This window comes from Streptomyces nigrescens (assembly GCF_027626975.1).
GTDB classification, from domain to species: domain Bacteria; phylum Actinomycetota; class Actinomycetes; order Streptomycetales; family Streptomycetaceae; genus Streptomyces; species Streptomyces nigrescens.
The window spans coordinates 9,018,317-9,040,450 of sequence record NZ_CP114203.1 but is presented as its reverse complement, the minus strand read 5'-3'; the positions used below and the strand labels follow the sequence as shown (position 1 = coordinate 9,040,450).

18 protein-coding genes, 1 pseudogene and 4 riboswitches are annotated in these 22,134 nt (G+C 69.4%); of the genes and pseudogenes, 5 read left to right on the top strand and 14 right to left on the bottom strand.

The window, feature by feature from the left end; genetic code table 11:
- Nucleotides 1-108: 108 nt before the first annotated feature.
- Nucleotides 109-957, bottom strand: a complete 849-nt coding sequence (locus STRNI_RS38980) for a LysR family transcriptional regulator (RefSeq protein ID WP_277412977.1) — start codon at nucleotides 955-957, stop codon at nucleotides 109-111.
- 102 nt (nucleotides 958-1,059) lie between these two features.
- Between STRNI_RS38980 and STRNI_RS38975 the strand changes: the two genes are divergently transcribed.
- Nucleotides 1,060-1,785: an SDR family oxidoreductase gene (locus STRNI_RS38975; protein ID WP_277412976.1), complete on the top strand. Its 726-nt coding sequence runs from the start codon at nucleotides 1,060-1,062 to the stop codon at nucleotides 1,783-1,785.
- 81 nt (nucleotides 1,786-1,866) lie between these two features.
- Here STRNI_RS38975 and STRNI_RS38970 read toward each other — a convergent pair whose 3' ends face one another.
- The 10 genes and pseudogenes from STRNI_RS38970 to STRNI_RS38930 form a co-directional block, all read right to left on the bottom strand.
- Nucleotides 1,867-2,640: a hypothetical protein gene (locus tag STRNI_RS38970; RefSeq protein ID WP_277412975.1), complete on the bottom strand. Its 774-nt coding sequence runs from the start codon at nucleotides 2,638-2,640 to the stop codon at nucleotides 1,867-1,869.
- A gap of 416 nt (nucleotides 2,641-3,056) precedes the next feature.
- Nucleotides 3,057-3,956 carry a TauD/TfdA dioxygenase family protein gene (locus STRNI_RS38965; protein WP_274733052.1) on the bottom strand — a complete coding sequence of 300 codons (900 nt, stop codon included), beginning with the start codon at nucleotides 3,954-3,956 and terminating at the stop codon, nucleotides 3,057-3,059.
- 31 nt (nucleotides 3,957-3,987) lie between these two features.
- Nucleotides 3,988-4,359, bottom strand: coding sequence for a 4Fe-4S dicluster domain-containing protein (locus STRNI_RS38960; RefSeq protein ID WP_159491636.1), 372 nt, complete (start codon nucleotides 4,357-4,359; stop codon nucleotides 3,988-3,990).
- A complete protein-coding gene (locus tag STRNI_RS38955; RefSeq protein ID WP_277412974.1) occupies nucleotides 4,356-5,948 on the bottom strand; it encodes an FAD-dependent oxidoreductase in 1,593 nt (530 codons plus the stop codon). Before STRNI_RS38955 ends, STRNI_RS38960 begins: the two co-directional genes overlap by 4 nt.
- Nucleotides 5,945-7,302, bottom strand: a pseudogene (locus STRNI_RS38950) (LLM class flavin-dependent oxidoreductase). The gene STRNI_RS38955 and the pseudogene STRNI_RS38950 overlap by 4 nt, the downstream one beginning before the upstream one ends.
- A gap of 43 nt (nucleotides 7,303-7,345) precedes the next feature.
- Entirely contained in the window at nucleotides 7,346-8,380 is a 1,035-nt protein-coding gene (locus tag STRNI_RS38945; RefSeq protein WP_277412973.1) for an ABC transporter permease, read from the bottom strand.
- Nucleotides 8,377-9,228: an ABC transporter ATP-binding protein gene (locus tag STRNI_RS38940; RefSeq protein WP_277412972.1), complete on the bottom strand. Its 852-nt coding sequence runs from the start codon at nucleotides 9,226-9,228 to the stop codon at nucleotides 8,377-8,379. The genes STRNI_RS38945 and STRNI_RS38940 overlap by 4 nt, the downstream gene beginning before the upstream one ends.
- A gap of 4 nt (nucleotides 9,229-9,232) precedes the next feature.
- A complete protein-coding gene (locus STRNI_RS38935; protein ID WP_277412971.1) occupies nucleotides 9,233-10,306 on the bottom strand; it encodes an ABC transporter substrate-binding protein in 1,074 nt (357 codons plus the stop codon).
- A 421-nt stretch (nucleotides 10,307-10,727) separates the two neighbouring features.
- A complete protein-coding gene (locus STRNI_RS41730) occupies nucleotides 10,728-10,811 on the bottom strand; it encodes a putative leader peptide (RefSeq protein ID WP_362710932.1) in 84 nt (27 codons plus the stop codon).
- Between the two features lie 199 nt (nucleotides 10,812-11,010).
- Nucleotides 11,011-12,519, bottom strand: a complete 1,509-nt coding sequence (locus STRNI_RS38930) for an alpha/beta fold hydrolase (RefSeq protein WP_277412970.1) — start codon at nucleotides 12,517-12,519, stop codon at nucleotides 11,011-11,013.
- 271 nt (nucleotides 12,520-12,790) lie between these two features.
- Here STRNI_RS38930 and STRNI_RS38925 point away from each other — a divergent pair, with 271 nt between their 5' ends.
- Complete coding sequence (locus STRNI_RS38925) at nucleotides 12,791-13,435, top strand: TetR/AcrR family transcriptional regulator (protein ID WP_109895861.1); 645 nt, start codon at nucleotides 12,791-12,793, stop codon at nucleotides 13,433-13,435.
- Between the two features lie 81 nt (nucleotides 13,436-13,516).
- Here STRNI_RS38925 and STRNI_RS38920 read toward each other — a convergent pair whose 3' ends face one another.
- From STRNI_RS38920 to cycA, 3 genes are all read right to left on the bottom strand, one after another.
- Nucleotides 13,517-14,974, bottom strand: coding sequence for an FG-GAP-like repeat-containing protein (locus STRNI_RS38920; RefSeq protein ID WP_277413381.1), 1,458 nt, complete (start codon nucleotides 14,972-14,974; stop codon nucleotides 13,517-13,519).
- A 293-nt stretch (nucleotides 14,975-15,267) separates the two neighbouring features.
- Nucleotides 15,268-15,744 carry an SRPBCC family protein gene (locus STRNI_RS38915; protein WP_274733063.1) on the bottom strand — a complete coding sequence of 159 codons (477 nt, stop codon included), beginning with the start codon at nucleotides 15,742-15,744 and terminating at the stop codon, nucleotides 15,268-15,270.
- A 212-nt stretch (nucleotides 15,745-15,956) separates the two neighbouring features.
- Nucleotides 15,957-17,441: a D-serine/D-alanine/glycine transporter gene (gene cycA, locus STRNI_RS38910; RefSeq protein WP_277412969.1), complete on the bottom strand. Its 1,485-nt coding sequence runs from the start codon at nucleotides 17,439-17,441 to the stop codon at nucleotides 15,957-15,959.
- A 275-nt stretch (nucleotides 17,442-17,716) separates the two neighbouring features.
- A riboswitch (glycine riboswitch) is annotated at nucleotides 17,717-17,808 on the bottom strand.
- Nucleotides 17,809-17,905: riboswitch (glycine riboswitch) on the bottom strand.
- 365 nt (nucleotides 17,906-18,270) lie between these two features.
- A riboswitch (glycine riboswitch) is annotated at nucleotides 18,271-18,366 on the top strand.
- Nucleotides 18,367-18,464: riboswitch (glycine riboswitch) on the top strand.
- Nucleotides 18,465-18,516: 52 nt separating this feature from the next.
- Between cycA and gcvP the strand changes: the two genes are divergently transcribed.
- The 3 genes from gcvP to gcvH are packed head-to-tail and all read left to right on the top strand — an operon-like array spanning nucleotide 18,517 to nucleotide 22,133.
- On the top strand, nucleotides 18,517-21,375 hold the full coding sequence (gene gcvP, locus STRNI_RS38905) for an aminomethyl-transferring glycine dehydrogenase (protein ID WP_277412968.1): 2,859 nt from the start codon (nucleotides 18,517-18,519) through the stop codon (nucleotides 21,373-21,375).
- Nucleotides 21,376-21,408: 33 nt separating this feature from the next.
- The gene (locus STRNI_RS38900) at nucleotides 21,409-21,738 is read left to right on the top strand and encodes a glycine cleavage T C-terminal barrel domain-containing protein (protein ID WP_277412967.1); all 330 of its coding nucleotides are present in this window, start codon (nucleotides 21,409-21,411) and stop codon (nucleotides 21,736-21,738) included.
- A 20-nt stretch (nucleotides 21,739-21,758) separates the two neighbouring features.
- Nucleotides 21,759-22,133, top strand: a complete 375-nt coding sequence (gene gcvH / locus STRNI_RS38895; RefSeq protein WP_159491616.1) for a glycine cleavage system protein GcvH — start codon at nucleotides 21,759-21,761, stop codon at nucleotides 22,131-22,133.
- Nucleotide 22,134 lies beyond the last annotated feature (1 nt).

Sequence of the window (22,134 nt, the reverse complement as noted above, 5' to 3'; positions counted from 1 at the left end):
GGCGGTCGCAGCCTCTTCCGGGCGGTTCCGCCTTTCGCAGGGCGCAGGGGCTCGCACCAGCCGGGCCGGTTACTTGGATGCAGCGCACCAGCGGGGCGGTTCTTGCGTTTACAGACGTGTCGCGGCCTGGACGAGCCCGGCGACGGCTCGGGACCGGCTGTGGGGCGGCCACGCGATCACGGTCGTGACCATCGGTGCGTCCAGCACCGGCACGGCGGCGAGATCGTCGCGTAGTTGGGCTCTGCACGACTCCGGCGCGATCCAGCAAGCGCGGCCGAGCGCGATCAGCTGGAGCAACTGCGCATGCTCCCGAACCTGCGGACCGGGGCCATCCGGGTACGTACCGTCGCGGCCGGGCCAGCGCGGCACCGGCAGACCAGGCAGTTTGGTGACTTCGGCCATCTGCACATGGGGCCGGACGGTGAGGGGATGCCGGGCCGGCAGAATCACGACCTGTCCCTCCGTGCGGAGCTCCTCGGTGTCGAACCCGGCCGTCGAGTCGAACGGCAGGTGCAGCAGGGCCACGTCGGCCCGGCCGTCACGCAGCACTCTTTCCTGCTCGCCGATCCCGCACAGGAGCAGGTCGACGGTGACCGCATCGGGTTCGGCGGCGTAGGTGTCGAGCAGTTTCGCCAGCAGTTCGCCGGCCGCGCCGGCCTTCGTGGCGAGGACCACGCCCGCGTGGCCGGTCGCGGTGAGGGCGGCGCGGCGGGTGCGACGCTCGGCGGCCTCGATCGCGTCCAGCGCCGCTCGGGCCTCCCGCAGGAGTACCGACCCCGCCTCCGTCAGGGTGACCGTGCGGCTGGTGCGTTCCAACAGCGCCGCCCCGAGGCGCCGTTCGAGCTGGTGGATCGCCCGCGACAGCGGGGGCTGCGCGATCCCGAGCCGCTGTGCGGCCTTCCCGAAGTGCAGTTCCTCGGCGACGGCGATGAAGTACCGCAACTCCCTTGTCTCCACGGCGTCATGTTACGGCCCCAACTGGATCGATACCCGTGCGGTATCGCCGGCCACCCAATCGGTGTTGGCCGACTCCCGCTGCGCCCGGACAGGATTGGCCGCATGAGTGAACAGACGATCGCGCTGGTGACCGGCGCGAACAAAGGTATTGGGTATGAGATCGCGGCCGGTCTGGGCGCCCTCGGCTGGAGGGTTGGTGTCGGTGCCCGGGATGAGGAGCGTCGCGGGGTCGCCGTGGCGAAGCTGCGGGCGGCCGGCGTTGACGCGTTCGGTGTCCCGCTCGACGTGACCGACGACGCGAGCGTGACCGCTGCCGCCGGGCTGGTCGAGGACCGCGCCGGACACCTCGACGTGCTCGTCAACAACGCCGGGATCACCGGCAACGCGCCGCAGATGCCTACCACCGTCGACGTCGCGACGGTGCGGGCGGCCGTGGAGACCAACGTGCTCGGCGTCATCCGCGTCACCAACACGATGCTGCCGTTGCTGCGCAGCTCGGCCTCGCCGCGGATCGTGAACATGTCCAGCATGGTCGGCTCGCTCACCCTGCAGACGACCCCCGGCACCGAAACGGGTCCCATCGCCGCCGCTTACGCGCCGTCGAAGACGTTCCTCAACGCCGTCACCGTCCAGTACGCCAAGGAGCTGCACGACACGAACATCCTGATCAATGCCGCCTGCCCTGGCTACTGCGCGACCGACCTCAACGGTTTTCGCGGCGTCCGCACCCCGGAACAGGGCGCGGCGATCGCGATCCGACTCGCCACCCTCCCCGATGACGGCCCGAGCGGCAGCTTCTTCGACGACGCAGGGGAGGTGCCTTGGTGACCCGAATGCCGGTGAGTGCCGGGTCCGCCCCGAGCTGCTCGAGGCGGACCCGGCAGGTATCGGCGTCAGGCAGGCAGGCGGTTACGGCTCGACCGAGACCGGCTGCTCGGCACGCAGGTCGCTGACGAAGCCGCCGTTGACCACGCGCATCCAGTAGGAGTGCGAGCGGTCCGCGGGCGGAATGTCGGGGTGACGCTCCAGCTTGCGGTCCATCGAGGTGGCTCCGGCCTGGACGTTCCGTTGGAACGTGTAGGGATGCCACAGGCCGATCTCGCTGGAGTAGAAGGGCTTGCGCTCCATCAGGGTGACCTGGTCCGGGTTGCCCTGCGCGGGCTTCCACGTGACGCGGACGGTGGCCGCGTCAAGGCGGTCGACGGACGTCAGCGTCGGCGCCTTCGGAATCACCGAAGAGGCGGCGGGCTTGAGGTCATTGCTGTGGATGGTCCGTGGTACGGACGGATCGTAGTTCTCCGGGTGGTCCAGCTTCCCCGTGACGCGGAGCGCGGTGGGTGCCTGGCCCCGCTCGCCCGCGCACGCGTCGACCTGGACGACCTTGCGCCAGTCGTCGGAGATCCTTACGTAGTCCTCCTTCTGGAGCGGCAACTCGCGGGCGCCGCCGCCGAAGACTCCGCTGACGGAGTAGACGTAGCGGGAGTCGTGGGAGCGGACCACCTGGTAGTTACACCGGTCCACGGCCGCGGCGCGCGCGTTGATCGTTGGCTGGAGCGACGGCGCGTCGCCGGCAGGTGCGGCGGCGGGGGCCTGCGGGGCCGCTGTGGCGACGCCTGCGCCCGAGGCGAGGGCACCGAGACTGAGCGCGCATGTGGCGAGGGCGGCAGCTATACGAGAGTTCATACATCCTCCGGCGACATCCATGGGCTCACGGGGAGCCGGTGAGCAGATGACGTGCTGGGCCGGCCCGGGCCGCCTGTGCGGCCTGGGCACGGTTACGTCTGCGGCGCGGGATGCCTCGGACGTGGGGTCGGCCCTGATCGGGGTCACCGACCAGGGCTGGACGCTACCGGCAATTGATGGTCAAGAAAAACCCAAGGCATAGCAAAGCGAAGGTTTTGCGTCACCTTTCTTCGGCTGGTGCCGTTCGCAGCCGGGACAACGACCGTGGTCCTCAAGGCCGGTGACGACAAGCGCCTCTGACCGGCGATAACGAGGATTGTCGAAATCCTGTTCCTGCCACCGTCAGAGGCACTTGCCATGTGGGTGCCGCCAGGAGGTGCTCCACATGGATCCTGGCGGCCGACGGGCCCGAGGCGTCAGGCCACGGCGGGTGTGTAGTGGTCGGTGTCACCGCCTTCGATGGCGCGGCTTGAGGTGCCGGCGATGCCCACCGGGGCGTCCCCGGCGACGGTGACGCGGTGCAGCAGGCGCGGGAGGTCGCCGTAGTCGTCGGGGGCGTAGTGCTGGGTGATGCGGTTGTCGAACAGTACGAGGTCGCCCGGTGTCCAGGTCACCCGGACGATGTTCTCCGGCCGCGTCACGTACGACTGGAAGATGCGCAGCAGGTCCCGGGACTCCGACGGGCCGAGGCCCTCGATGGTCTGCGCGAAGCCGCCGATGAACAGGCCCCGCTCCCCCGTCTCGGGGTGCACGCGTACCACCGGGTGGGCGGTGCGGTATGTGCGCGAGACGAACTGCTTGCGGTGCTCGGCCGCCTTGTCGGTCTTCGGGGCGGCGTAGTCGTAGGCGTTGGTGTGCACCGCCCACACCTTGTCCGCCAGCTCGCGCAGCGGCTCGGGCAGATCCTGGTAGGCCGCGGCCGAGTTGGCGATCAGCGTGTTGCCGCCGTAGGGCGGGACGACGATGCTGCGCAGGGTCGATGCCTTCGGAGGTGTGCGGACGAAGGTGACGTCGGTGTGCCAGTGGTTGGCGCGGATGCCCTCGTCCCCGTCGACGGGCAGGATGTTGGGCTGCCCGTCCACGGACGGGACGGTGGGGTGGGCGGTGGTGAGTTCACCGAAGAGGGAGGCGAAGCGCAGCTGCCCCGCGTCGTCCAGCTGCTGTCCGCGGAAGACCAGCGCCTTGTGTTCCAGGAGGGCCTCGTTGATCTCGGCGACGATCGCCGGGTCGAGGTCGGCGGAGAGGTCGACGCCGACGATCTCGGCGCCGATGCGTCCGCCGATCCGGCGGATGTCGAAGCCTGTGCTGGTGCTCATGTGCGTATTCCTTTCAGGGGTTTCGGCGATTTCAGGAGGTGATGGGCAGGGAGGTTTCTTTGGAGCCGGGTGAGTTGAGGTGTGGTCCTACGGCCAGCCGGGCGCCGGGTGTGCGGCCACGCCCCCAGCCGATGTGGCGGCGGTAGCTGCCGAGGAGGCCGGCCCGGTCAAGACCGTCCTCGTCGCGGACGGTGGGTTCGTCGGCGGGCAGGGGGTGGGTCTGCGGGGCGACGTAGAGGGCGTCGGCGGGGCAGTTCGCCTCGCACTGGAAGCAGGTCTGGCAGTCCGTGTGGCGGGCCAGGACCGGGATGCCGTCCTCGCCTCGGTCGAAGACGTTGGTCGGGCAGACCTTGATGCACTTGTCGCAGGCGATGCAGCGCTCTGCGGAGATGAATTCGATCACGAGGCTGCCTCCAGGAGTGCGGCCACCGGCTCGGGCCGGGTCCACACCTCGTCGAGCCCGCCGGTGATGATGCGGTGGCGCTGTGCGGGGTCCTGATCGGGGAAGTCGAGGCGCCGTGCCATACCGCGGCTCTCGGTGCGGGCGAGCGCGGAGGCGTACATCCAGCGGGCGTGTGCGGTCATCGCCGCGGCCTCGCGGGCCCGTACGGCATCCGGCCCCGTGCTGAGCAGCGCGGAGCGGGCCTCGTCCCAGGTGGCGTCGAGCGCTGCCAGTGAGGTGGTGAGAGCCGTGCCGTGGCGCAGGTAGTTCTTCTCGTACGGCAGGACCTCGCTCTGAACCGCCTCGATCACCTCGCGGTGGGCATCTGCCGGGCCCGCTGCCCGGGTCGGCCGGAGGCCCGCCCCGCCCGTCGGAGCCAGTCGGCGTGTGGCGCCCCGGCGGCCGAAGGACAGGGCGTACCGGGCCGCTCCCTGGCCCGCCCAGGTGCCCGACGAGATGGCCCAGGCGGCATTGTGGCTGCCGCCCCCGGTGAAGCCGCCGCAGATCAGCTCGCGGGTGGCGGCGTCCCCGGCCGCGTACAGCCCGGGGACGGTGGTGGAGCAGTCGTCACCGGTGAGGCGGATCCCTCCGGTGCCGCGCACCGTGCCCTCGGCGAGCAGCGTGATCGCGAACCGTTCGGTGAACGGGTCGATGCCGAGCCGGTCGAAGGTGAGGAAGAAATTCGGCTGGGCCAGCCGCATCGCCCGCCGGGCCGAGGCGTCGGCACGGTCGAGACGGCAGTACACCTTCTCGTGCAGCAGAGCGCGGGCGATCACCGACCGGCCGCCCTGGCTCGCCGCGCCTTCCAGGACGGTTCCGTCCTCGTGGTAAAAGGTCGCGAACGAGTAGAACGCGGTCTTGGTGACCGAGGTGCCCTCGGGTGCGATGCCGTAGGCGTTGGAGAACTCCATGCCGGACAGCTCGGCACCCGCCTCGGCGGCGAACAGGGCGCCGTCTCCGGTGTTGACGTTGCAGCCGAGCGCTCCGCTGAGGAACGCACAGCCGCCGGTCGCCAGGACCACCGCCCCCGCGCGCACCCGGTATGTCCCACCCGCCTGACGTCGGTAGCCGCGGGCTCCGGCGACCGCCCCGGACGGGTCCGTCAACAGCTCGGTGACCGGACTGTGATCGAGGACGCGCGCCCCGGCCCGCTGGACGCGGATGCGCATCCGGCGCATGTACTCGGGCCCTTGCAGGCCGTTTCTGAGCTGTGTTCCGTCCGGCCCGGTGGGGAAGGGGTACCGGCCCGCCGCGGCCAGCTCGTTCATGCCCGCGTACGTCTGGTCCAGGACGCGTTCCTTCCAGCGGCGGTCGTCGAGGTATCCGCCGAGCTTCTCCCGGCTCGCCATGGCCGCTTCCCGCGCGGCGGGGTCCGGCGGGACGTACCAGACGCCGGTGCCGCCCGACGCGGTCGCGCCGCTGGTGCCGCAGTAGCCCTTGTCGGCGAGGACGACGTCCGCTCCGGCCTGGGCCGCCTTCAGCGCCGCCCAGGTGGCGGCGGGGCCGCCGCCCACCACCAGGACGTCCGTGGTGAGATCGAGCCCGGTCATGCCGGCTGCCCCTCGGTGGCGGTGACGGCGGAGGCGAGCCGGCCCGCGGGGCGTGGCAGGCCGTAGTGCTCGCGCAGGGTGCGTCCGCTGTACTCGGTGCGGAACAGGCCCCGCTCCTGGAGTATCGGCACGACGTGGTCGACGAAGTCCTCCAGGCCGCCCGGCAGATGCGGCGGCATGACGTTGAAGCCGTCGGCGGCTCCCTGCGTGAACCACTCTTCGAGCTGGTCGGCCACCTGCTCCGGCGTCCCGGCGAAGACCCGGTGGCCACGCCCGCCGCCGAGGCGCGCGATGAGCTCGCGCAGGGTCAGACCGTCACGCCGGGCCAGTTCGGCGACCAGGGTGAAGCGGCTCTTGTTGCCGTTGATGTCCCGCTCCTCGGGCAGCGCGGGAAGCGGACCGTCCAGCGGGAGCCCGGTCAGGTCGGTGCCGAGCATTCCCGACAGCTGAGCGAGTCCGTACTCCGGTACCTGAAGGTCAGTCAGCTCCTGCTCCAGGGCGCGGGCCTCCGCCTCCGTCGCGCCGATGACCGGGCAGATCCCGGGCAGGATCTTCAGGTCGTCCTCGGAACGTCCGTAGCGGGGCAGGCGGTTCTTCACGTCCTTGTAGAAGGCCTGCCCGTCGGCGAGGGTCTGCTGTGCGGTGAACACGGCCTCGGCGTACTGGGCGGCGAACTCCTTGCCGTCCTCGGACGAACCGGCCTGCACCAGCAGCGGGTAACCCTGCGGGCTGCGCTGCACGTTCAGCGGGCCCTGTACGGCGAAGTGCTCCCCCCGGTGGTCAAGGGGCTGCACCTTGCCGGCGTCCACGTAGATCCCGCGCACACGGTCGAGCAGGACCGCGTCGTCCGCCCAGCTGTCCCAGAGCTTGGTGGCGACCTCCACGAATTCCCGCGCCCGGGCGTAGCGCAGGCTGTGTTCGAGGTGTTCGTCCTGCCCGAAGTTGCGGGCCTCGTCGACCGTGCCGGAGGTGACGATGTTCCAACCGGCGCGCCCCCGCTGAGGTGGTCGAGGGAGGCGAATTTCCGGGCGGTGTGGAAGGGCTCGTTGAAGGTGGTGGAGACGGTGGCGATCAGACCGATGCGCTCGGTCACCGTCGCCAGGGCGGACAGCAGCGTGAGCGGTTCGAAACCGCCGAGCGCGTTGTGTTTGACCTTGCCCCAGAGGGCCAGTCCGTCGGCGAAGAAGATCGAGTCGAGTTTGCCGCGTTCGGCGGTCTGCGCGAGGTGTTGGAAGTAGCGCAGGTCAGTGAGGCGTTCGGGCTGGGTACGCGGATGTCGCCAGGCGGCGTCATGGTGACCGGCGTTCATCAGGAAGGCGTTGAGATGTAGGCGGCGGGGGCCGGCTGCGGGCACGGAAGACTCCTCGGGGTTCCTTGCGCGGGGGCGGATCGGGACGTCAGCTCGTCGCGGGGACGCGCCATGAGCTGAGCCGCCTCTCCACGGCGACCAGCAGCTGGTTGAAGGCGACGCCGATGACGGAGATCGTGACGATGCCCGCATACATCTGCGGAATGGCGAAGTTGTACTGGGACGCGTTGATCAGATAGCCGAGACCGGCCTTGGCGCCGATCATCTCGGCGGCGACCAGGACGACGATGGACACCGCCCCGGCAAGCCGGATTCCGGTGAAGATCGTCGGGACCGAGGCCGGCAGGATCACCTTCTGGAACAGCCGCGGGGCGGACAGGTCCATGGACTTCGCCAGCCTCAGCAGGGTGGGGTCGACGGTCCGTACCGCGCTGATGGTGTTGAAGAGGATCGGCCATGCGCACGCGTACACCACGATGGAGATCTTCGACGTCTCGCCGATGCCGAGGAGCAGCACGAACACCGGCAGCAGGGCCAGGGCGGCGGTGTTGAGGAACACCTGCAGCAAGGGGTTGAGGAGATCGGCGACGGGCCGGTACCAGCCGATGAGCAGGCCCAGCGGTACGGACACGGCGACGGCGATGCCGAAGCCGCTGAACGAACGCACCAGGCTCGCCCGGGCGTTGTCGGCGAGCTGGCCGTTGGCCACCAGTTCCCACCACGCCTGGGCGACCTCGCTGAACGGCGGCAGGAAGGTCCGGTCCACCAGGCCGAACCGGGGCGCCAGTTCCCACACGAGCAGCAGGGCGACGATCGCCGCCGACTTGGTGGCGCCGGTCAGTGCCGCGCGCAGGATGCGGGGCAGCGCGGGAGGGCGAGGAAGCTGGGGCCTGCTCTGCGCAACCGGCAGGACGGCCGCGGACTCCTGGGCGGAGGCCGACGACGTGCCGGTGGCCGGCGCGGAGAACTCCTCCGGCGTCGTGAGTTCCTCTGTTGTCGCGAGTCCCTCCGAAGTCGTGAGGTCCTCCGTTGTCGTGAGTTCCTCCGCTGTCGTGAAGTCCTCCGGGGCCTTGAGTTCCTCCGGGGTCCTGCGCCGAGTGCTCGAACCGCTTGCGAGGCTCATACGGAGACCTCCTCCTTCTCCAGCAGTTGGGTCCTGGTCACCTCGTCGTGCAGGAGCGTCCAGATCTCGTGTCGGTACCGTGCGAACTCGGGGCTGGACCGCAGGTCGTCCGTTGCCGTACGGGAGTCGAAGCCGATCGGTACGACCTGCTTGATACGACCGGGCCTGGAGGTCATGACGGCCACCCGCTGTCCCAGGTAGACGGCCTCCTCGATGCCGTGCGTGATGAAGACGACGGTCTTTCCGGTGCGCTGCCAGATGCGCAGCAGCTCGTCCTGGAGCGACTCCCTGGTCTGGGCGTCCAGTGCGGCGAACGGCTCGTCCATCAGCAGGACGTCGGGGTCGTAGGCGAGAGAGCGGGCGATGGCCACGCGCTGGCGCATACCGCCGGACAGCTCGTGCGGGTGGCGGTTCTCGAATCCGGAGAGTCCGACCAGGTCCAGGTACTCGCGGGCACGGGCAGCGCGCTCACGTCGTGGCACGCCGGTCGCCTCCAGGCCGAACTCGACGTTGCCCAGGGCGGTGCGCCAGGGCAGCAGCGCGTACTGCTGGAAGACGATGCCGCGGTCCAGGCCCGGTCCGGTCACCGGTTCCCCGTCCAGGAGGATCCGTCCGGCACTCGGCCTGGCGAGCCCTCCCAGCAGGTCCAGGAGCGTGGACTTGCCGCATCCGCTCGGGCCGACCACGACGACGAACTCCCCCGCGTCGATCCGCAGATCGACACCGTCCAGAGCGGTGAACTCGCCGTCCCCGTGCGCCGTGCCGCGGCCGTGGACCCTCCCCTTCTTGGCGGGAAAGGTCTTGCGCACCTGCGCGAACTCAATCTTGGGTGTGATGGTTCCTGACATGGGATCAGCTCCCGCTCTTGGACGTCGTCTTGGCCGTCGACGGCTTGTCCGCCTTGTCCTTCCGGCTGTATGCGTTGAACTCGTTGGTGTAGAGATCCGAGGCCTTGACCTGGCCCTTCTCGATGTCACCGCGTTTGGCGAGCCAGTCGATCCACAGCTGGAACTCCTTGTCGGTGATGCGTCCGGCGGTCTCGGCGACACCGAAGGACTTCCAGTACTTCAGCGGAGCGGTGCCCTCGTTGCGGCCACGCTTCTTGACGATCTCGATCTGCCGGGCGATGACCTCGTCGCGTGGTGTGGCGCGGGCCCACTCGATGGCACGCGCGATGCCCGTGACAAAGGTGCGCGCGGTGTCGGGGTTCTCCTTCAGGAACCGGTCGTTCACCACATATGTGCCGGCGGAGAAATCGCCGAGCAGTTGGTAGTCGGTGAACAGCGGCCTGATGCCACCGGTCTGCAGGGCCTTGTCGCGCAGGATGTCACCGAGGACACCCACCTGGATCTGCTTCTGCCGCAGCGACTGCTCGGTGTTGACCGGGGGCACCACCAACGGCTCGGCCTTCTCGATGTCCGCCTGCGACAGGCCGTGGCGTTGCAGGTAGATGTCGAGCATCGCCTCGGAGTGCGCGCCGAGGGTGTTCATCCCGACCTTCTTGCCGATCAGGTCACGGGCGGAGTGGATCGGGCTGTCCTTGAGCACGTAGAAGCCGCTGTACGCGGCCTTGTCGACGCCGTAGTAGCTGATGACCGCTGTGATGGGCGCCTTTCTCGCGGCGAGTTTGACGACCGCTCCGTTGAACGCACCGCCGAAGTCGACCTGCCCGGTGGCCGCCGACTGGATGTCCTGCGGCCCGCTGATCGTGTTGCCGACCCACTTCAGCTTCACGTCGTCCAGGAAGCCGAGGTCCTCGGCCAGTTCGGGCAGGATGACGGAGCCTGCCCAGCCCTGGTATCGCAGGGTCTTGGTCTCGTCCTTGGCCGCGCCGCCGCCCCCGGAGCCGCAGCTGACCGCGACCGCCGAGAGGCCCAGCAGGGTGAGGAACTGTCGTCGGCTGGATGGGGTGATCAGCGTGCTCATGGAAGTGTCCTGTTCGGGTGGTGGGTGGAGCGCGGTGGGACGCGAACTGCCTTTGTTGCGGACGCGGGTGAAGGAGGGCAGGAGGAACCGAGTGGGCAGCAGGAGCCGGGTGGGCAGCAGGAGCCGGGTGGCTGCGGGCCGGCCGTGGCGATGACCGGTGCATGGTGGTCGAGCGCCCGAGCGAAGCCCTCCATGGCGCTGCGAGATCCGCAGTTCCGCTGCCGGCGGGGCGTAAAGACCACCCGAGGTGCGAAAACCGAAAGGGAAATGCGAATGGTGAAGTGGATGAGCCGGCACGCGCACCGAACCCGGCAGATTCCAGGTATGTATGCGGCGGGAATCACCACGCGACGAGGACATCCCAGGCCGGTAAGTGCACCGGGATCACGGGTCGTTCAGGAGCTGACGCCGGTCGGCAGCTCTAGCGGCCAGCGGCACAGATGGCGCTGGCCTGGCGTCGAAGATCGACGTGCAGGCGTGCGGTGAAGTTCTCCGAGTGACTCACACTCGGGAGGCTGGCAGCGATAATCAGCCAAGTCAATGCGGCGAGAGCCCTTGTCTCACTTTCTGATTCTCCCGCCACGCGCGCGCAGCATTTCGTTCACAATCGCAGCCGCACGCAGCGGCCCCGCCCGGACATCACTCGGATGTCCGGGCGGGGCCGGCGTCTGGGCCCGGGCCGGGCCGTGGCACGTACCACTTGGTCAGTTGGCGCAGGTGGTACCCGGTGCGGGAAGGACGCGGTCGGTCAGGTAGCGGTTGGTCGCGGCGCGCACGCACGAGGACAGCAGGAACATGCTGTAGTCATCGCCCTCGCGGCTGAGTACGACGCTGCCGGGCAGCTGGGCCGCCATGGCGGAGCCCGCCGTGTGGGGAGCCAGGGCCTGGTGCGTGGACTGGATGACCAGCGCGGGCGGTGCCCCGGAGACCAGACGGCCGGCCCGCACGGGCTTGGCAGGAACCGGCCACCCGAGGCAGCCGGCGAGCGCGGCCTGGGAGCGCACCGCCCCGCCGAGGTGCGGTGCGCGTGCGGCGAGCGACTTGTGCAGTCGGTCGGCCTCTTCGAAGGTGCTGACCGGACGGGCGTTGTCCAGGCAGGCGGGCACCAGCACCTGCACCGGATCGAGGGTGCCATCGGGGTCGACGGTGAAGTCGGTGGCGTCGCCCGCCTGCGCCATGACGATCGCCTTGGCCAGGGCGGGCCAGGTGACGCTGGCGATGTTCAGGTAGTCCTGGGTGGCACCGCGGATGTCCTCACCGGTCAGCGGGCGGTGTGTGCCGCCCGCGACAGGGACGGGGGTGCGGTCCGCGCGGGCGACGAGGGCGTCGTACTCGGCGGCGACGTCATGTCCTTTCAGAGCACACTGCGCCGAGTTGGCGCACCAGGCGGCGAACCGGTTGAAGGCTTCTTCGGCGCTGGTCGTCTCCTTGACGATCCGGGTGAGGGGCGAAGTGGTGTCGTCCAGCGCGGTGTCGAGGGTCATCGTGCGCAACCGGCCGGGGAAGAGGGCCGCATAGGTGCGTCCGAGCAGGGTGCTGTAGTGGATGCCGTACCAGTTGAGCCGGCGGACGCCGAGCCCGGTGCGGACCGCTTCGATGTCACGGGCCGTGCTGGTCAGGTCGACATGGGCCACCAGCGGGCCGTTGCGGCGCAGGCAGTCCTTGGCGAAGGTGCGGTTGTGGGCCACGAGCTTGTCGAACGCGGCCCGGTTCTTCGGGAAGTAGCTCACCCCGGCGGGCTTGAGCGGCTCGGAGCAGCGGATGGGGGTGCTGTGGCCCACCCCGCGTGGGTCGACCGCAACGATGTCGAACCGCTGGGTCATGGCACCGGCGATATCGGGAAAGCCATTGCGTGTCGCCAGCCTCAGCTGCTCGATCGAGGAGCCACCGGCTCCGTCGTTGAGGAGCAAGGTGCCCTGGCGGTGTGCCGGGTCGTCGGCCTTACGGCGGACCAGGGCCAGATCGAGCTGCGCGGCTCGCGGCTTGGACCAGTCCACCGGCACCCGCATCGTGCCGCACTGCATGCCCGGGAACCCGGCGTCGGTGCACGGACGCCACGTGATGTGGCCCGTCGGGGCCTGAGAGGCGGTGCGGCCGGACGCGGCGAGTGCCGGCGCGGCGACAACCGGCGTGGCCAGCATCGGCGTGGCCAGCACCGCCCCGGCCGTCAGGGCGGTGACCGTCCGCCGAAGTTGTCTCATCACTCTGCGCATGACGGCTCTCCTTGAAGGGCGCGGACCGGCACTGCCGGCGCGGTCGGGAGGTACGGCGAGGGGATGGGTTGACGGAACTGACGCCCGCGCAGGGCGTCTTGGGGCGGCGGAGACCTAGCCCCGTTACGCATCAACACTCTCGTTAGAGCTTGTAACTGCGCCTAGCTTGAGGTGTTGCGCCACCACCCGTCAAGGGAATGACGCAGGAATTATTAGAAGCACTTCCGCCAGTGATAGCGTGTAACACCTTTGACATGAAGGGCTGGTGGCCATGACGGAGAACGCAAAGAGTCCCCGCAACCGGTACCGGGCACAGGTACGCGCAGAGATCAAGGAACTCGGGTGGGAGCAGATCGCCACCGCGGGGGCGTCCGCGCTGTCCCTCAATGCGATCGCCAAGCGGATGGGGATGAGCGGCCCGGCGCTCTATCGCTACTTCGCGAGCCGCGACGAACTGATCACCGAGCTGATCAGGGACGCCTATCGCAGCCTGGCCGACGCGTTCCGTGCCACCGCCACGGACGGCGGCGACCTCGCGGACCTCGCACACGCACTGCGTCGCTGGGCGCTCGACGACCCCCAGCGGTATCTCCTCGTCTACGGCACGCCCGTACCCGGCTACCACGCGCCGGAGGACACCACCGCGATCACCGCCGAGATCATGTCGACGCTGCTCGACGCCTGCGCGGCGACGTCAGCGGACACCGCCGCAACGGCATTGGACGCGCACCTCGATGAGCACCGGCAGTGGGACGGCGGACACCCGGCCCCGGCCCCGGCACTGCGTCGCGCCCTCGTCTTCTGGACCCGTCTGCACGGCGTCCTTTCGCTGGAACTCGCCGGCCACTTCGCCGGGATGGGCTTCGACCCCGCCCAGTTGTTCGCGGCCGAACTGAACGGTCTGCTGGACGACTGACCGCGCCTGACGCGCGGGACCTGCGGTCCCGCCGGGCGAGGGGCGGGGGGCGGCCTCCCTCCCCTGCCCGGCGGTGTGTCCTCAGCGCAGGAAGATGCCGAACTCCGCCTTGGTGACGGGGCCTCCGACGTCGCCGGGGCCGAATGCCGTCGCGCCCTTCGTCGTCAGACCGTGGCCGGAACCGCGCAGGGACCATACCGCGCCGGACGAGGCGTTCTCCGCCGCCGACGACACGGCGAGATCACGATGCCCGTCACCGTTGACGTCGAGGAGGCCACAGGCCGCCCCGAAGGCGTCGTTCTTCTCCGCGACCCCGGGCACACCCGGGGTGTTCTGGTGCAGGACCTGGCTGCCGGCACCCGTGACGCCCGATGCGGTGCCGTGCAGCAGAGCGATCGAGCCCGCGTCGGCGAGGCCGCTGAAGTCCTCCCCGCTGATCCCGAGCGCGATCTCCGCGCGGCCGTCGCCGGTCACATCGGCGACCGCGACGCAGGAGCCGAGCCGGTCGCCGCTCTCCTGGGCACCGTGGAAACCGGGCAGGCTCTGATCGAAGGACTGCGTGCGGGTGGCAGAGGGGCCGGAGGGCGTGCCGTACGCGACCGTTACCTTGCCGGTGTCTTCGTTGTCGCCGGCCACCACGTCGTCGTAACCGTCGCCGTCCACGTCACCCACGCCGACGGTGCCCCGGACGCCGGGCGCGGCGGTCTCCTTGAAGCCCGCACGACCGCCGAGCAGGACCTTGTTGTCCCACTCGCCGTCGCCGGCGTAGTTCCACATCACGATGTCCTGGCGGTGGTCGCCGTTGACGTCGCCGGTGGCCTTGGCGACGACGGGGCCGCTGATCGAGCGGGGGCCGCTGACACAGCTGTCGTTCTTGGCGCACTCCGCGCCCGGTGCGTCGTCGTCGTAGCCGAACCACTCGGACTTGTCCAGGAAGTTGAGCCGCGCGGCCGGCGATCCCGTCCGCGAGATCGGGCCCTTCCACAGGTTCGCGGCCTGCGCCACGGGGTCGTCACCGTAGCTGCCGGGATCGCCGAAGAGCGCGAGATCGGCCCTGCCGTCGCCGTCGAAGTCCCCCACCTGCGGCGCCTGTCCGTACGTGGCGATCGGTGTGCCGCCGGTCAGTCCGGACGGCGAGCCCCACAGGATCACGCTGCCCGACGACGCCTTTCCCGCACCGATGACCAGGTCGCTGTAGCCGTCGCCGTCCAGGTCGCCCTTGCTGAAGGTCTCGCCGAAGCGCTGCTTGGCGGCTGCCGATCCCGGCACCCCGCTCGTCGAACGGCTCACAAGCTTCTTGTGGGACGGGACGAGCCCGTTCGCCGAGCCGTATGTCACCGCCACGTATCCCGCCTGGGCCTTGTGGGAGACGGTGGCTCCCGGGGCACCGGAGACGAGGTCCGCATAGCCGTCGCCGTTGAAGTCGCCCTCGGGGGCCGCGCGGCCCGTCGCCGCGAATGCCTCCTGGGGAGCGAGCGACCAGGCGGTCAGGCCGCCGGCCACCAGGAGCGCGGCGGCCAGCGGAGCCGCGGCGCGGATGCCGCGGGCAGATGCAGCGTTACGGGTCCTGCGGACTTCAAGACGTCTCGGGTGCGTCACGGTGGGCTTCCTTCGGTCGACAGGCCATGTTCACCTCAATGGATGCTCCGGACCCGATGATGGTTGCATGGACCACGCGATAGGTGCGTGCCCGCGGTGCGATCCACCAACTCCCCCCGCCCGCAGACCCGGTGGAGCGGCCCCGCCAGGTGGTGCCGCGGTTCCGGACCGACGTGCGCGATGTCGTCCAGCAGCCTCTGGGGGAGGAAGTCGGCCAGACCTGGTCGACGACATCACCCACCGGAGACGAGCTCGGCCAGATGGTGCAGCGAGTTGGTGAGATGTTCGGGGCCGAACGGCGGGAACTGGAGGTACTCCCGGATGGACTGCGGGACCGCCGACCAGTCGTAGGTGAGCGTGACCTCGGTCTTGGACGGACCGAGCGGCGCAAGGTCGTAACGCCAGATCCAGCCGCCGAACTCCAGGCGACCGTCGTCCTTCTCCTGCCCCGTCAGCCAGCCGATGGCGCGCGGCGGGTCGAGCACCTGGACCTTGTTGGCCACCTGGTAGTCACCGTTGGGATGGTTGGCGTGGTACATGTCCATCCGGAAGATCTGCCCCACCTCGGTCAGCGGCGCCCGGTCGGCAGCTTCCTGAACCCAACCGGTGCCATCGATCGCAGAATGGGTCGTCGGGTCCGCCAGCACCGCGAACACCCTCGCGGCGGGCACGGCGACGGTCAGGGTGGCGCTCACGTTCTCCTGGTCCACGGTGTGCACGCTCCTTGTCATCTCATCTCGGGCCTCCCGCCGGTGCGGAAGGGGGACGTTCCTTACATGCAGACGACGCGGCGAGGCGAAACTCATCGGTCGGGTGGGCGGAACCCGCACCCGTGCGACCAAGCACATCGATCGCGAGCGCCGTTCCCATCTGCCGGGAACGGCGCTCGCGATCGGTGCCGGTTATGGATCCGGGGGCGGTATCAGTCCTGCTGCGCGTTGTGGAGTTCGGAACGGAAGGCCGCCTCACGGGCAGCATGGCCCGGGCGGCGGCGGAGGCCCGCCCACGCGATGCCGAGGATGACGAACCAGACCGGGGTCACCAGCAAAGCCCGCAGCGTGTCGGGCTCCTGGGTCAGCGCCCAGATGAGGAACGCGAAGAACACGAGCACGACGTAGCACATGACGATGCCGCCGGGCATCTTGAACTTCGACGCCTCGTGCAGGTGCGGACGGCGCTTGCGATAGACGAGGTAGCTGATCAGGATGATCGACCAGACGAAGATGAACAGCACGGCGGACACGGTGGTCACCAGGGTGAACGCCTCGATGATCGAGTCGTCCATGGCGACCATGACCACACCGGCGAGCAGAAACACCCCGGAGAGGAGCAGTGCGTTGGCCGGTACCTTCCTGGAGGTGAGTCTGCCGAAGCGCGCCGGGGCATCGCCCTCGCGGGCCAACCCGTACACCATCCGTGAGGTGGAGTAGATACCCGAGTTCGCGGACGAGGCGGCCGAGGTCAGCACCACGAAGTTGATCGCCGAGGCGGCGATCCCCAGACCGGCAAGGGTGAACATCACGACGAACGGACTGCGCTCGGCACTGATCTCGCGCCAGGGCGTGACCGAAATGATCACGGTCAGCGCGACGACGTAGAACAGCATCACGCGCACCGGGATCGAGTTGATCGCCTTGGGCAGGTTCCGTTCCGGGTTCTCCGCCTCGGCCGCGGTGGTGCCGACCAGCTCGATGCCGACGAAGGCGAAGGTCGCGATCTGGAATCCTGCGACGAACCCCATGGGGCCGGTGGGGAAGAACCCTCCGTCGCTCCAGAGGTTGGAGAAGCTTGCCGCCGCTCCGCCGGGCGCCTGGAAGTGACTGAACACCATGACCAGTCCGACAACGATCAGCGCCACGATCGCGACGATCTTGATCAGTGCGAACCAGAACTCGGTCTCGCCGAACGCCTTCACGGTCGGCAGGTTCAAGGCGATCAAGAGGATGACGGCGGCCAGCGCCGGTATCCACAGCGGTAGGTCGCGCCACCAGTAGGACACATACCCGGAGATCGCGATGACGTCGGCGATGCCGGTGACGATCCAGCAGAACCAGTAGGTCCAGCCGGTGAAGAAGCCGGCCCACGGCCCCAGCAGGTCGGCCGCGAAGTCGGCGAAGGACTTGTAGCGCAGGTTGGAGAGCAGCAGCTCCCCCATCGCCCGCATTACGAAGAAGAGCATCACGCCGATGATCATGTAGACGAAGATCACCGAGGGCCCGGCCAGCGAGATCGTCTTGCCCGAGCCCATGAACAGGCCGGTTCCGATCGCACCGCCGATCGCGATGAGCTGGATGTGCCGGTTGGACAGCTGACGGGAGAGGTGTTGCTCGCCCTCGGGCGGGGGCGTGGATCCGGCCGCCGGTTGGTCCGGCGCGGCCGTCGAGCCGGTGTCACTGCGTTCAGGCATGGGCAAACCTCGCAGATCTCAATACCCGTGCGGGCACGGGACAGGGGGTATCTCGGAGAATGATCACCCGCCCACAGGGGGCGAGCGGCAGGGCGGGCTGCGCGCGCGGGCATGCGGCAGCCGACCGGAACGGCGTCAGAACGGTCCCACATAGTAGATCGAAGATCAGCCCGGGAGCCGCCAGGCAGTGGCGGTCAGGGAAGAGGCGGCGGAACAGCCATCAGGGGCTCCTCGAATGTCGAGCACGGGCAGGAGCCCGTGCGGCCGAGTGAGCCTCCCCCTCTGTCATGAGCCTGAGAGCTTCGCCGCGCTCAGCACGCGGCTTGCACCGTCGGCGAGGCGCCTTTGCGCCTGCTTTCCAGAGTTGCCTGCCCGAGCGGTAGGGGTGCCTGAGAGATTCCGGGGAGGTGTTGCTCCTTCGGCGCCTGGGTCTGGCTGATCCAGTGCTCTCCCGCTCCGGGGTGAACGGCAATGTGCGGTGAGGCTAGGGCCACATCAGCAACCGGTCAAGGGACCGGCCGAACGCTGGACATTACTTCCGAGTAGTACGGCGCTCCCCCGTGGGGCACGGCGTTCGGCACGGCGTTTGTGCAGCTCAAAGCGCACATCCTGGGCCGATCCGTTACCGGCCCGTACACCGGACGGACTCTTGACGGCTGTCTTCCGGTGCCCTTACGTTGCCTCCGGAAAGATCCGACAGCACCTACACAGCTGACGACTCTGCGCGGGAGAGCCCACGTCATGTGACGACGTGGAGCCGAAGGAGCCAATCCTCCCCCGAACTCCCCCGGCCTCACGGTCGGGCCCCACAACTCCACATCGCGCTGTTCGAACCGAAGCGGGAGAGCCCTCGTCCACCCTTGGCGAGGCGCCGAAGGAGCAACTCTCCCCAGAATCTCTCAGGCCCAACTACCGCTTCGGCCAGGCGACTCTGGAAAGACAGGACGTCATGTCCTGCGCCCACGGTGCAAACCGCCGGACCCGGTGGTGAAGCTCTCAGGTACCGATGACAGAGCGGGGAGGCCACCCGTCCACGGCGCCGCATGTGCGGTGCCCCCAGAGGGAGCCTCCCACCATGACCTTCACCGAGTCCTCCGCGTCGGGTGAGTTCGCCGCCCGCCACATCGGCGTCGGCGACGCCGACCGCGCCAAGATGCTGGCCGAAGTCGGCTACCCGACGCTCGCCGCCCTCATCGACGCCGCCGTCCCGAGCGGCATCCGCAGCGCTTCCGAACTGAACCTGCCTGCCGCCGCCACCGAGACCGAAGCCCGCGCCGAGCTGCAGGAGCTCGCAAGCAGGAACACCGTGGCCGTCCCGATGAGCGGACTGGGCTACCACGCGACCACCACGCCCGCGGTGATCCGGCGCAATGTGCTGGAAGACCCTTCGTGGTACACCGCCTACACGCCCTACCAGCCGGAGATCAGCCAGGGCCGGCTCGAGGCATTGATCAACTTCCAGACCATGGTCGGAGACCTCACCGGGCTGCCGACCGCCAACGCGTCGCTGCTCGACGAGGCCACGGCGGTCGCTGAGGCCGTCACGGTCATGCGTCGTGTCGCCGGCAGGAGTCGCCACCGCGTCCTGGTCGACCGCGACACCCTGCCGCAGACCCTCGACGTCCTGCGCACGCGTGCCGCCGCGGTCGGCATCGAGATCGTCGAGATCGACGTCGCCGCGCCGCTGCCGGAGGACGACTTCTTCGGGGTGGTGCTGTCCTACCCCGGCTGCTCGGGCGCCGTCCGCGATCTGCGCGAGGTGACCGCCGCGGCGCGAGCGCGCGGGGCGCAGGTCACCGTGACCGCCGACCTGTTGGCGCTCACGCTGCTCGTGCCGCCGGGTGAGTTCGGCGCCGACATCGTCGTGGGATCGTCCCAGCGGTTCGGTGTCCCCCTGTTCTACGGCGGACCGCACGCCGGCTACATCGCGGTCCGCGAAGGGCTCGAACGGCACCTGCCCGGCCGGCTCGTGGGCGTCTCCGTGGACAACGCCGGCCGTCCGGCGTACCGCCTCGCCCTGCAGACCCGCGAACAGCACATCCGACGCGACAAGGCGACCTCCAACATCTGTACGGCGCAGGTCCTGCTCGCCGTGGTCGCGTCGATGTACGCCGTCTACCACGGCCCCGAGGGGCTGACCGGGATCGCCCGTCGGACGCACCGGCACGCCACACTCCTCGCCACCGGGCTGCGGAACAGCGGGATCACGGTGGTGCACCCCGAGTTCTTCGACACTCTGCTGGTGCGGGTCCCCGGCCGTGCCGAGGAGGTCGTCGCGGCCGCGCACGACAAGGGGTTGCTCCTGCGGCTGGTGGACGGTGACCACGTCGGCATCTCCTGCTCCGAGGTCACCTCGCAAGACCATGTCCGTCTCGTGCTCAACGCCTTCGGCGCGGTGGGGGACGACCTGGACGGCCCGGCGGCCGGCGCTTCGGCGGCGCTTCCGCCGGACCTGCGGCGCACCTCCCCCTTCCTCACCCACCCGGTCTTCCACCGGCACCGGTCGGAGACCGCGATGCTGCGTTATCTGCGCAAGCTCTCCGACCGTGACTTCGCGCTGGACCGCGGGATGATCCCGCTCGGGTCCTGCACGATGAAGCTCAACGCGACCACGGAGATGGAGCCGGTCAGCTGGCCCGGCTTCGCCGACCTGCACCCCTTCGCGCCCCTCACGGACGCTGCCGGGTACCTGGCCCTGGTCGAGCAGCTCGAGACGTGGCTGGCAGAGGTCACGGGGTACGCCAAGGTCTCCATCCAGCCGAACGCGGGATCGCAGGGCGAGCTCGCCGGCCTGCTGGCGATCCGCCGTTACCACGAGAGCAACGGCCAGGCCGGACGCGATGTGTGCCTGATCCCGGCAAGCGCGCACGGCACCAACGCGGCCTCGGCCGCCATGGCCGGGATGCGCGTCGTCGTGGTGGCATCGCGGCCCGATGGCACCGTCGATCTCGGGGACCTCGAGGCGAAGTGCGCGAAGCACTCCGACAACCTGGCCGCGATCATGGTGACCTATCCCTCCACGCACGGCGTCTACGAGGACAGCATCACCCGGCTGTGCGAGCTGGTGCACGAGCACGGCGGACAGGTGTACGTCGACGGCGCCAACCTCAACGCGCTGCTCGGAGTCGCCAAGCCCGGCGAGTTCGGTGGCGACGTGTCACACCTGAATCTGCACAAGACGTTCTGCATCCCGCACGGCGGCGGCGGGCCGGGGGTCGGCCCGGTCGCGGTGGCCGAACACCTCGCGCCGTACCTGCCCACCCACCCGCTGCACCCCGACACCGGGCGCCGCGACGGCATCGGGGCGGTGAGCGCCGCGCCGTTCGGCAGTGCCGGCATCCTGCCGATCCCGTGGGCCTACATCCGGATGATGGGCGCCGAGGGGCTGACCGAGGCAACCCGGACGGCCGTGCTGAGCGCCAACTACGTGGCCCGGCGCCTCGCGTCACACTTCCCCGTCCTGTACGCCGGGGAGTCGGGCCTCGTCGCGCACGAGTGCATCCTCGACGTACGCCCCCTCACCGCCGCCACGGGGGTGACGGTCGATGACATCGCCAAGCGGCTCATCGACTACGGCTTCCACGCGCCGACGATGAGCTTTCCGGTCCCCGGCACGCTGATGGTCGAGCCGACGGAGAGCGAGAGCCTCGCTGAACTGGACCGCTTCTGCGAGGCGATGATCGCGATCCGTGCGGAGATCGACCTGGTGGACAAGGGTGTCTGGGGCCTTGAGGACAGCCCGCTGCGACAGGCACCGCACACCGCCGCCGCGATCGCCGGCGAGTGGACCCGCGCCTACTCGCGCGAGCGGGCCGCATTCCCGGCGGGCGTCACGCCCGACAAGTACTGGCCACCGGTCGGCCGGATCGACCAGGCGCACGGCGACCGCAACCTGGTCTGCTCCTGCCCGCCTCCCGAAGCCTTCGCGTCCTGACCCGGGCCGATCACGGTCCGAAGAGGAACCACCATGCTCAAGAAGACTCCCCTGCACGACCTTCACGCGGAGCTCGGTGCGTCGTTCACCGACTTCGCCGGCTGGTCCATGCCCCTGCGCTACACCTCCGAGCTGGCCGAGCACCACGCGGTACGGACCACCGCCGGAATCTTCGACCTCACCCACATGGGAGAGATCGAGCTTTCCGGACCCGAGGCGGGACGCGCCCTCGACCACGCCATAGCCATGGCCTATCTGCCGACCGGCCGGAGCGCACCCGGCACCGAGGTGCTCGTCGACATCCGGGGCAGCAAGGAGCCCGCCCAGGTCGTCGAGCTGCCCTTCTACCGCCGCCAAGCCTGACCCCCACAGGAGAACAGATCATGAGCCTGTCCCCCGACCTGAAGTACACCAGCGACCACGAATGGATCGCGCGCGAGGGCGACCTGTCGACCGTCGGTGTCACCGCACATGCCTCCGACGCGCTCGGCGATGTCGTCTACCTCGATCTGCCTGCCGTGGGCACGACGATCAAGGCCGGCGACGCGTGTGGAGAGATCGAGTCGACCAAGTCCGTGAGCGACCTGTTCGCTCCCGCGGACGGCGAAGTCGTCGAGATCAACGAAGCCGCCGTGGCCGACCCCGGTCTGGTCAACTCCGACCCGTTCGGGGCCGGTTGGCTGTTCCGGATGCGGATCGCCGGTACTCCGGACCTGCTGGACGCCGCCGCCTATGCGGCACTCACGGCAGGAGAATGAC

Bases quoted from the DNA above. Each gene is read 5' to 3' on its own strand.
- STRNI_RS38945 (WP_277412973.1), bottom strand. From the start codon at position 8,380: ATGAGCCTCGCAAGCGGTTCGAGCACTCGGCGCAGGACCCCGGAGGAA.
- STRNI_RS38900 (WP_277412967.1), top strand. From the start codon at position 21,409: ATGCTCAAGAAGACTCCCCTGCACGACCTTCACGCGGAGCTCGGTGCG.
- cycA (WP_277412969.1), bottom strand. From the start codon at position 17,441: ATGCCTGAACGCAGTGACACCGGCTCGACGGCCGCGCCGGACCAACCG.
- gcvP (WP_277412968.1), top strand. From the start codon at position 18,517: ATGACCTTCACCGAGTCCTCCGCGTCGGGTGAGTTCGCCGCCCGCCAC.
- STRNI_RS38930 (WP_277412970.1), bottom strand. From the start codon at position 12,519: ATGCGCAGAGTGATGAGACAACTTCGGCGGACGGTCACCGCCCTGACG.
- STRNI_RS38935 (WP_277412971.1), bottom strand. From the start codon at position 10,306: ATGAGCACGCTGATCACCCCATCCAGCCGACGACAGTTCCTCACCCTG.
- STRNI_RS38955 (WP_277412974.1), bottom strand. From the start codon at position 5,948: ATGACCGGGCTCGATCTCACCACGGACGTCCTGGTGGTGGGCGGCGGC.
- STRNI_RS38975 (WP_277412976.1), top strand. From the start codon at position 1,060: ATGAGTGAACAGACGATCGCGCTGGTGACCGGCGCGAACAAAGGTATT.
- STRNI_RS38970 (WP_277412975.1), bottom strand. From the start codon at position 2,640: ATGAACTCTCGTATAGCTGCCGCCCTCGCCACATGCGCGCTCAGTCTC.
- gcvH (WP_159491616.1), top strand. From the start codon at position 21,759: ATGAGCCTGTCCCCCGACCTGAAGTACACCAGCGACCACGAATGGATC.
- STRNI_RS38925 (WP_109895861.1), top strand. From the start codon at position 12,791: ATGACGGAGAACGCAAAGAGTCCCCGCAACCGGTACCGGGCACAGGTA.
- STRNI_RS38965 (WP_274733052.1), bottom strand. From the start codon at position 3,956: ATGAGCACCAGCACAGGCTTCGACATCCGCCGGATCGGCGGACGCATC.
- STRNI_RS38940 (WP_277412972.1), bottom strand. From the start codon at position 9,228: ATGTCAGGAACCATCACACCCAAGATTGAGTTCGCGCAGGTGCGCAAG.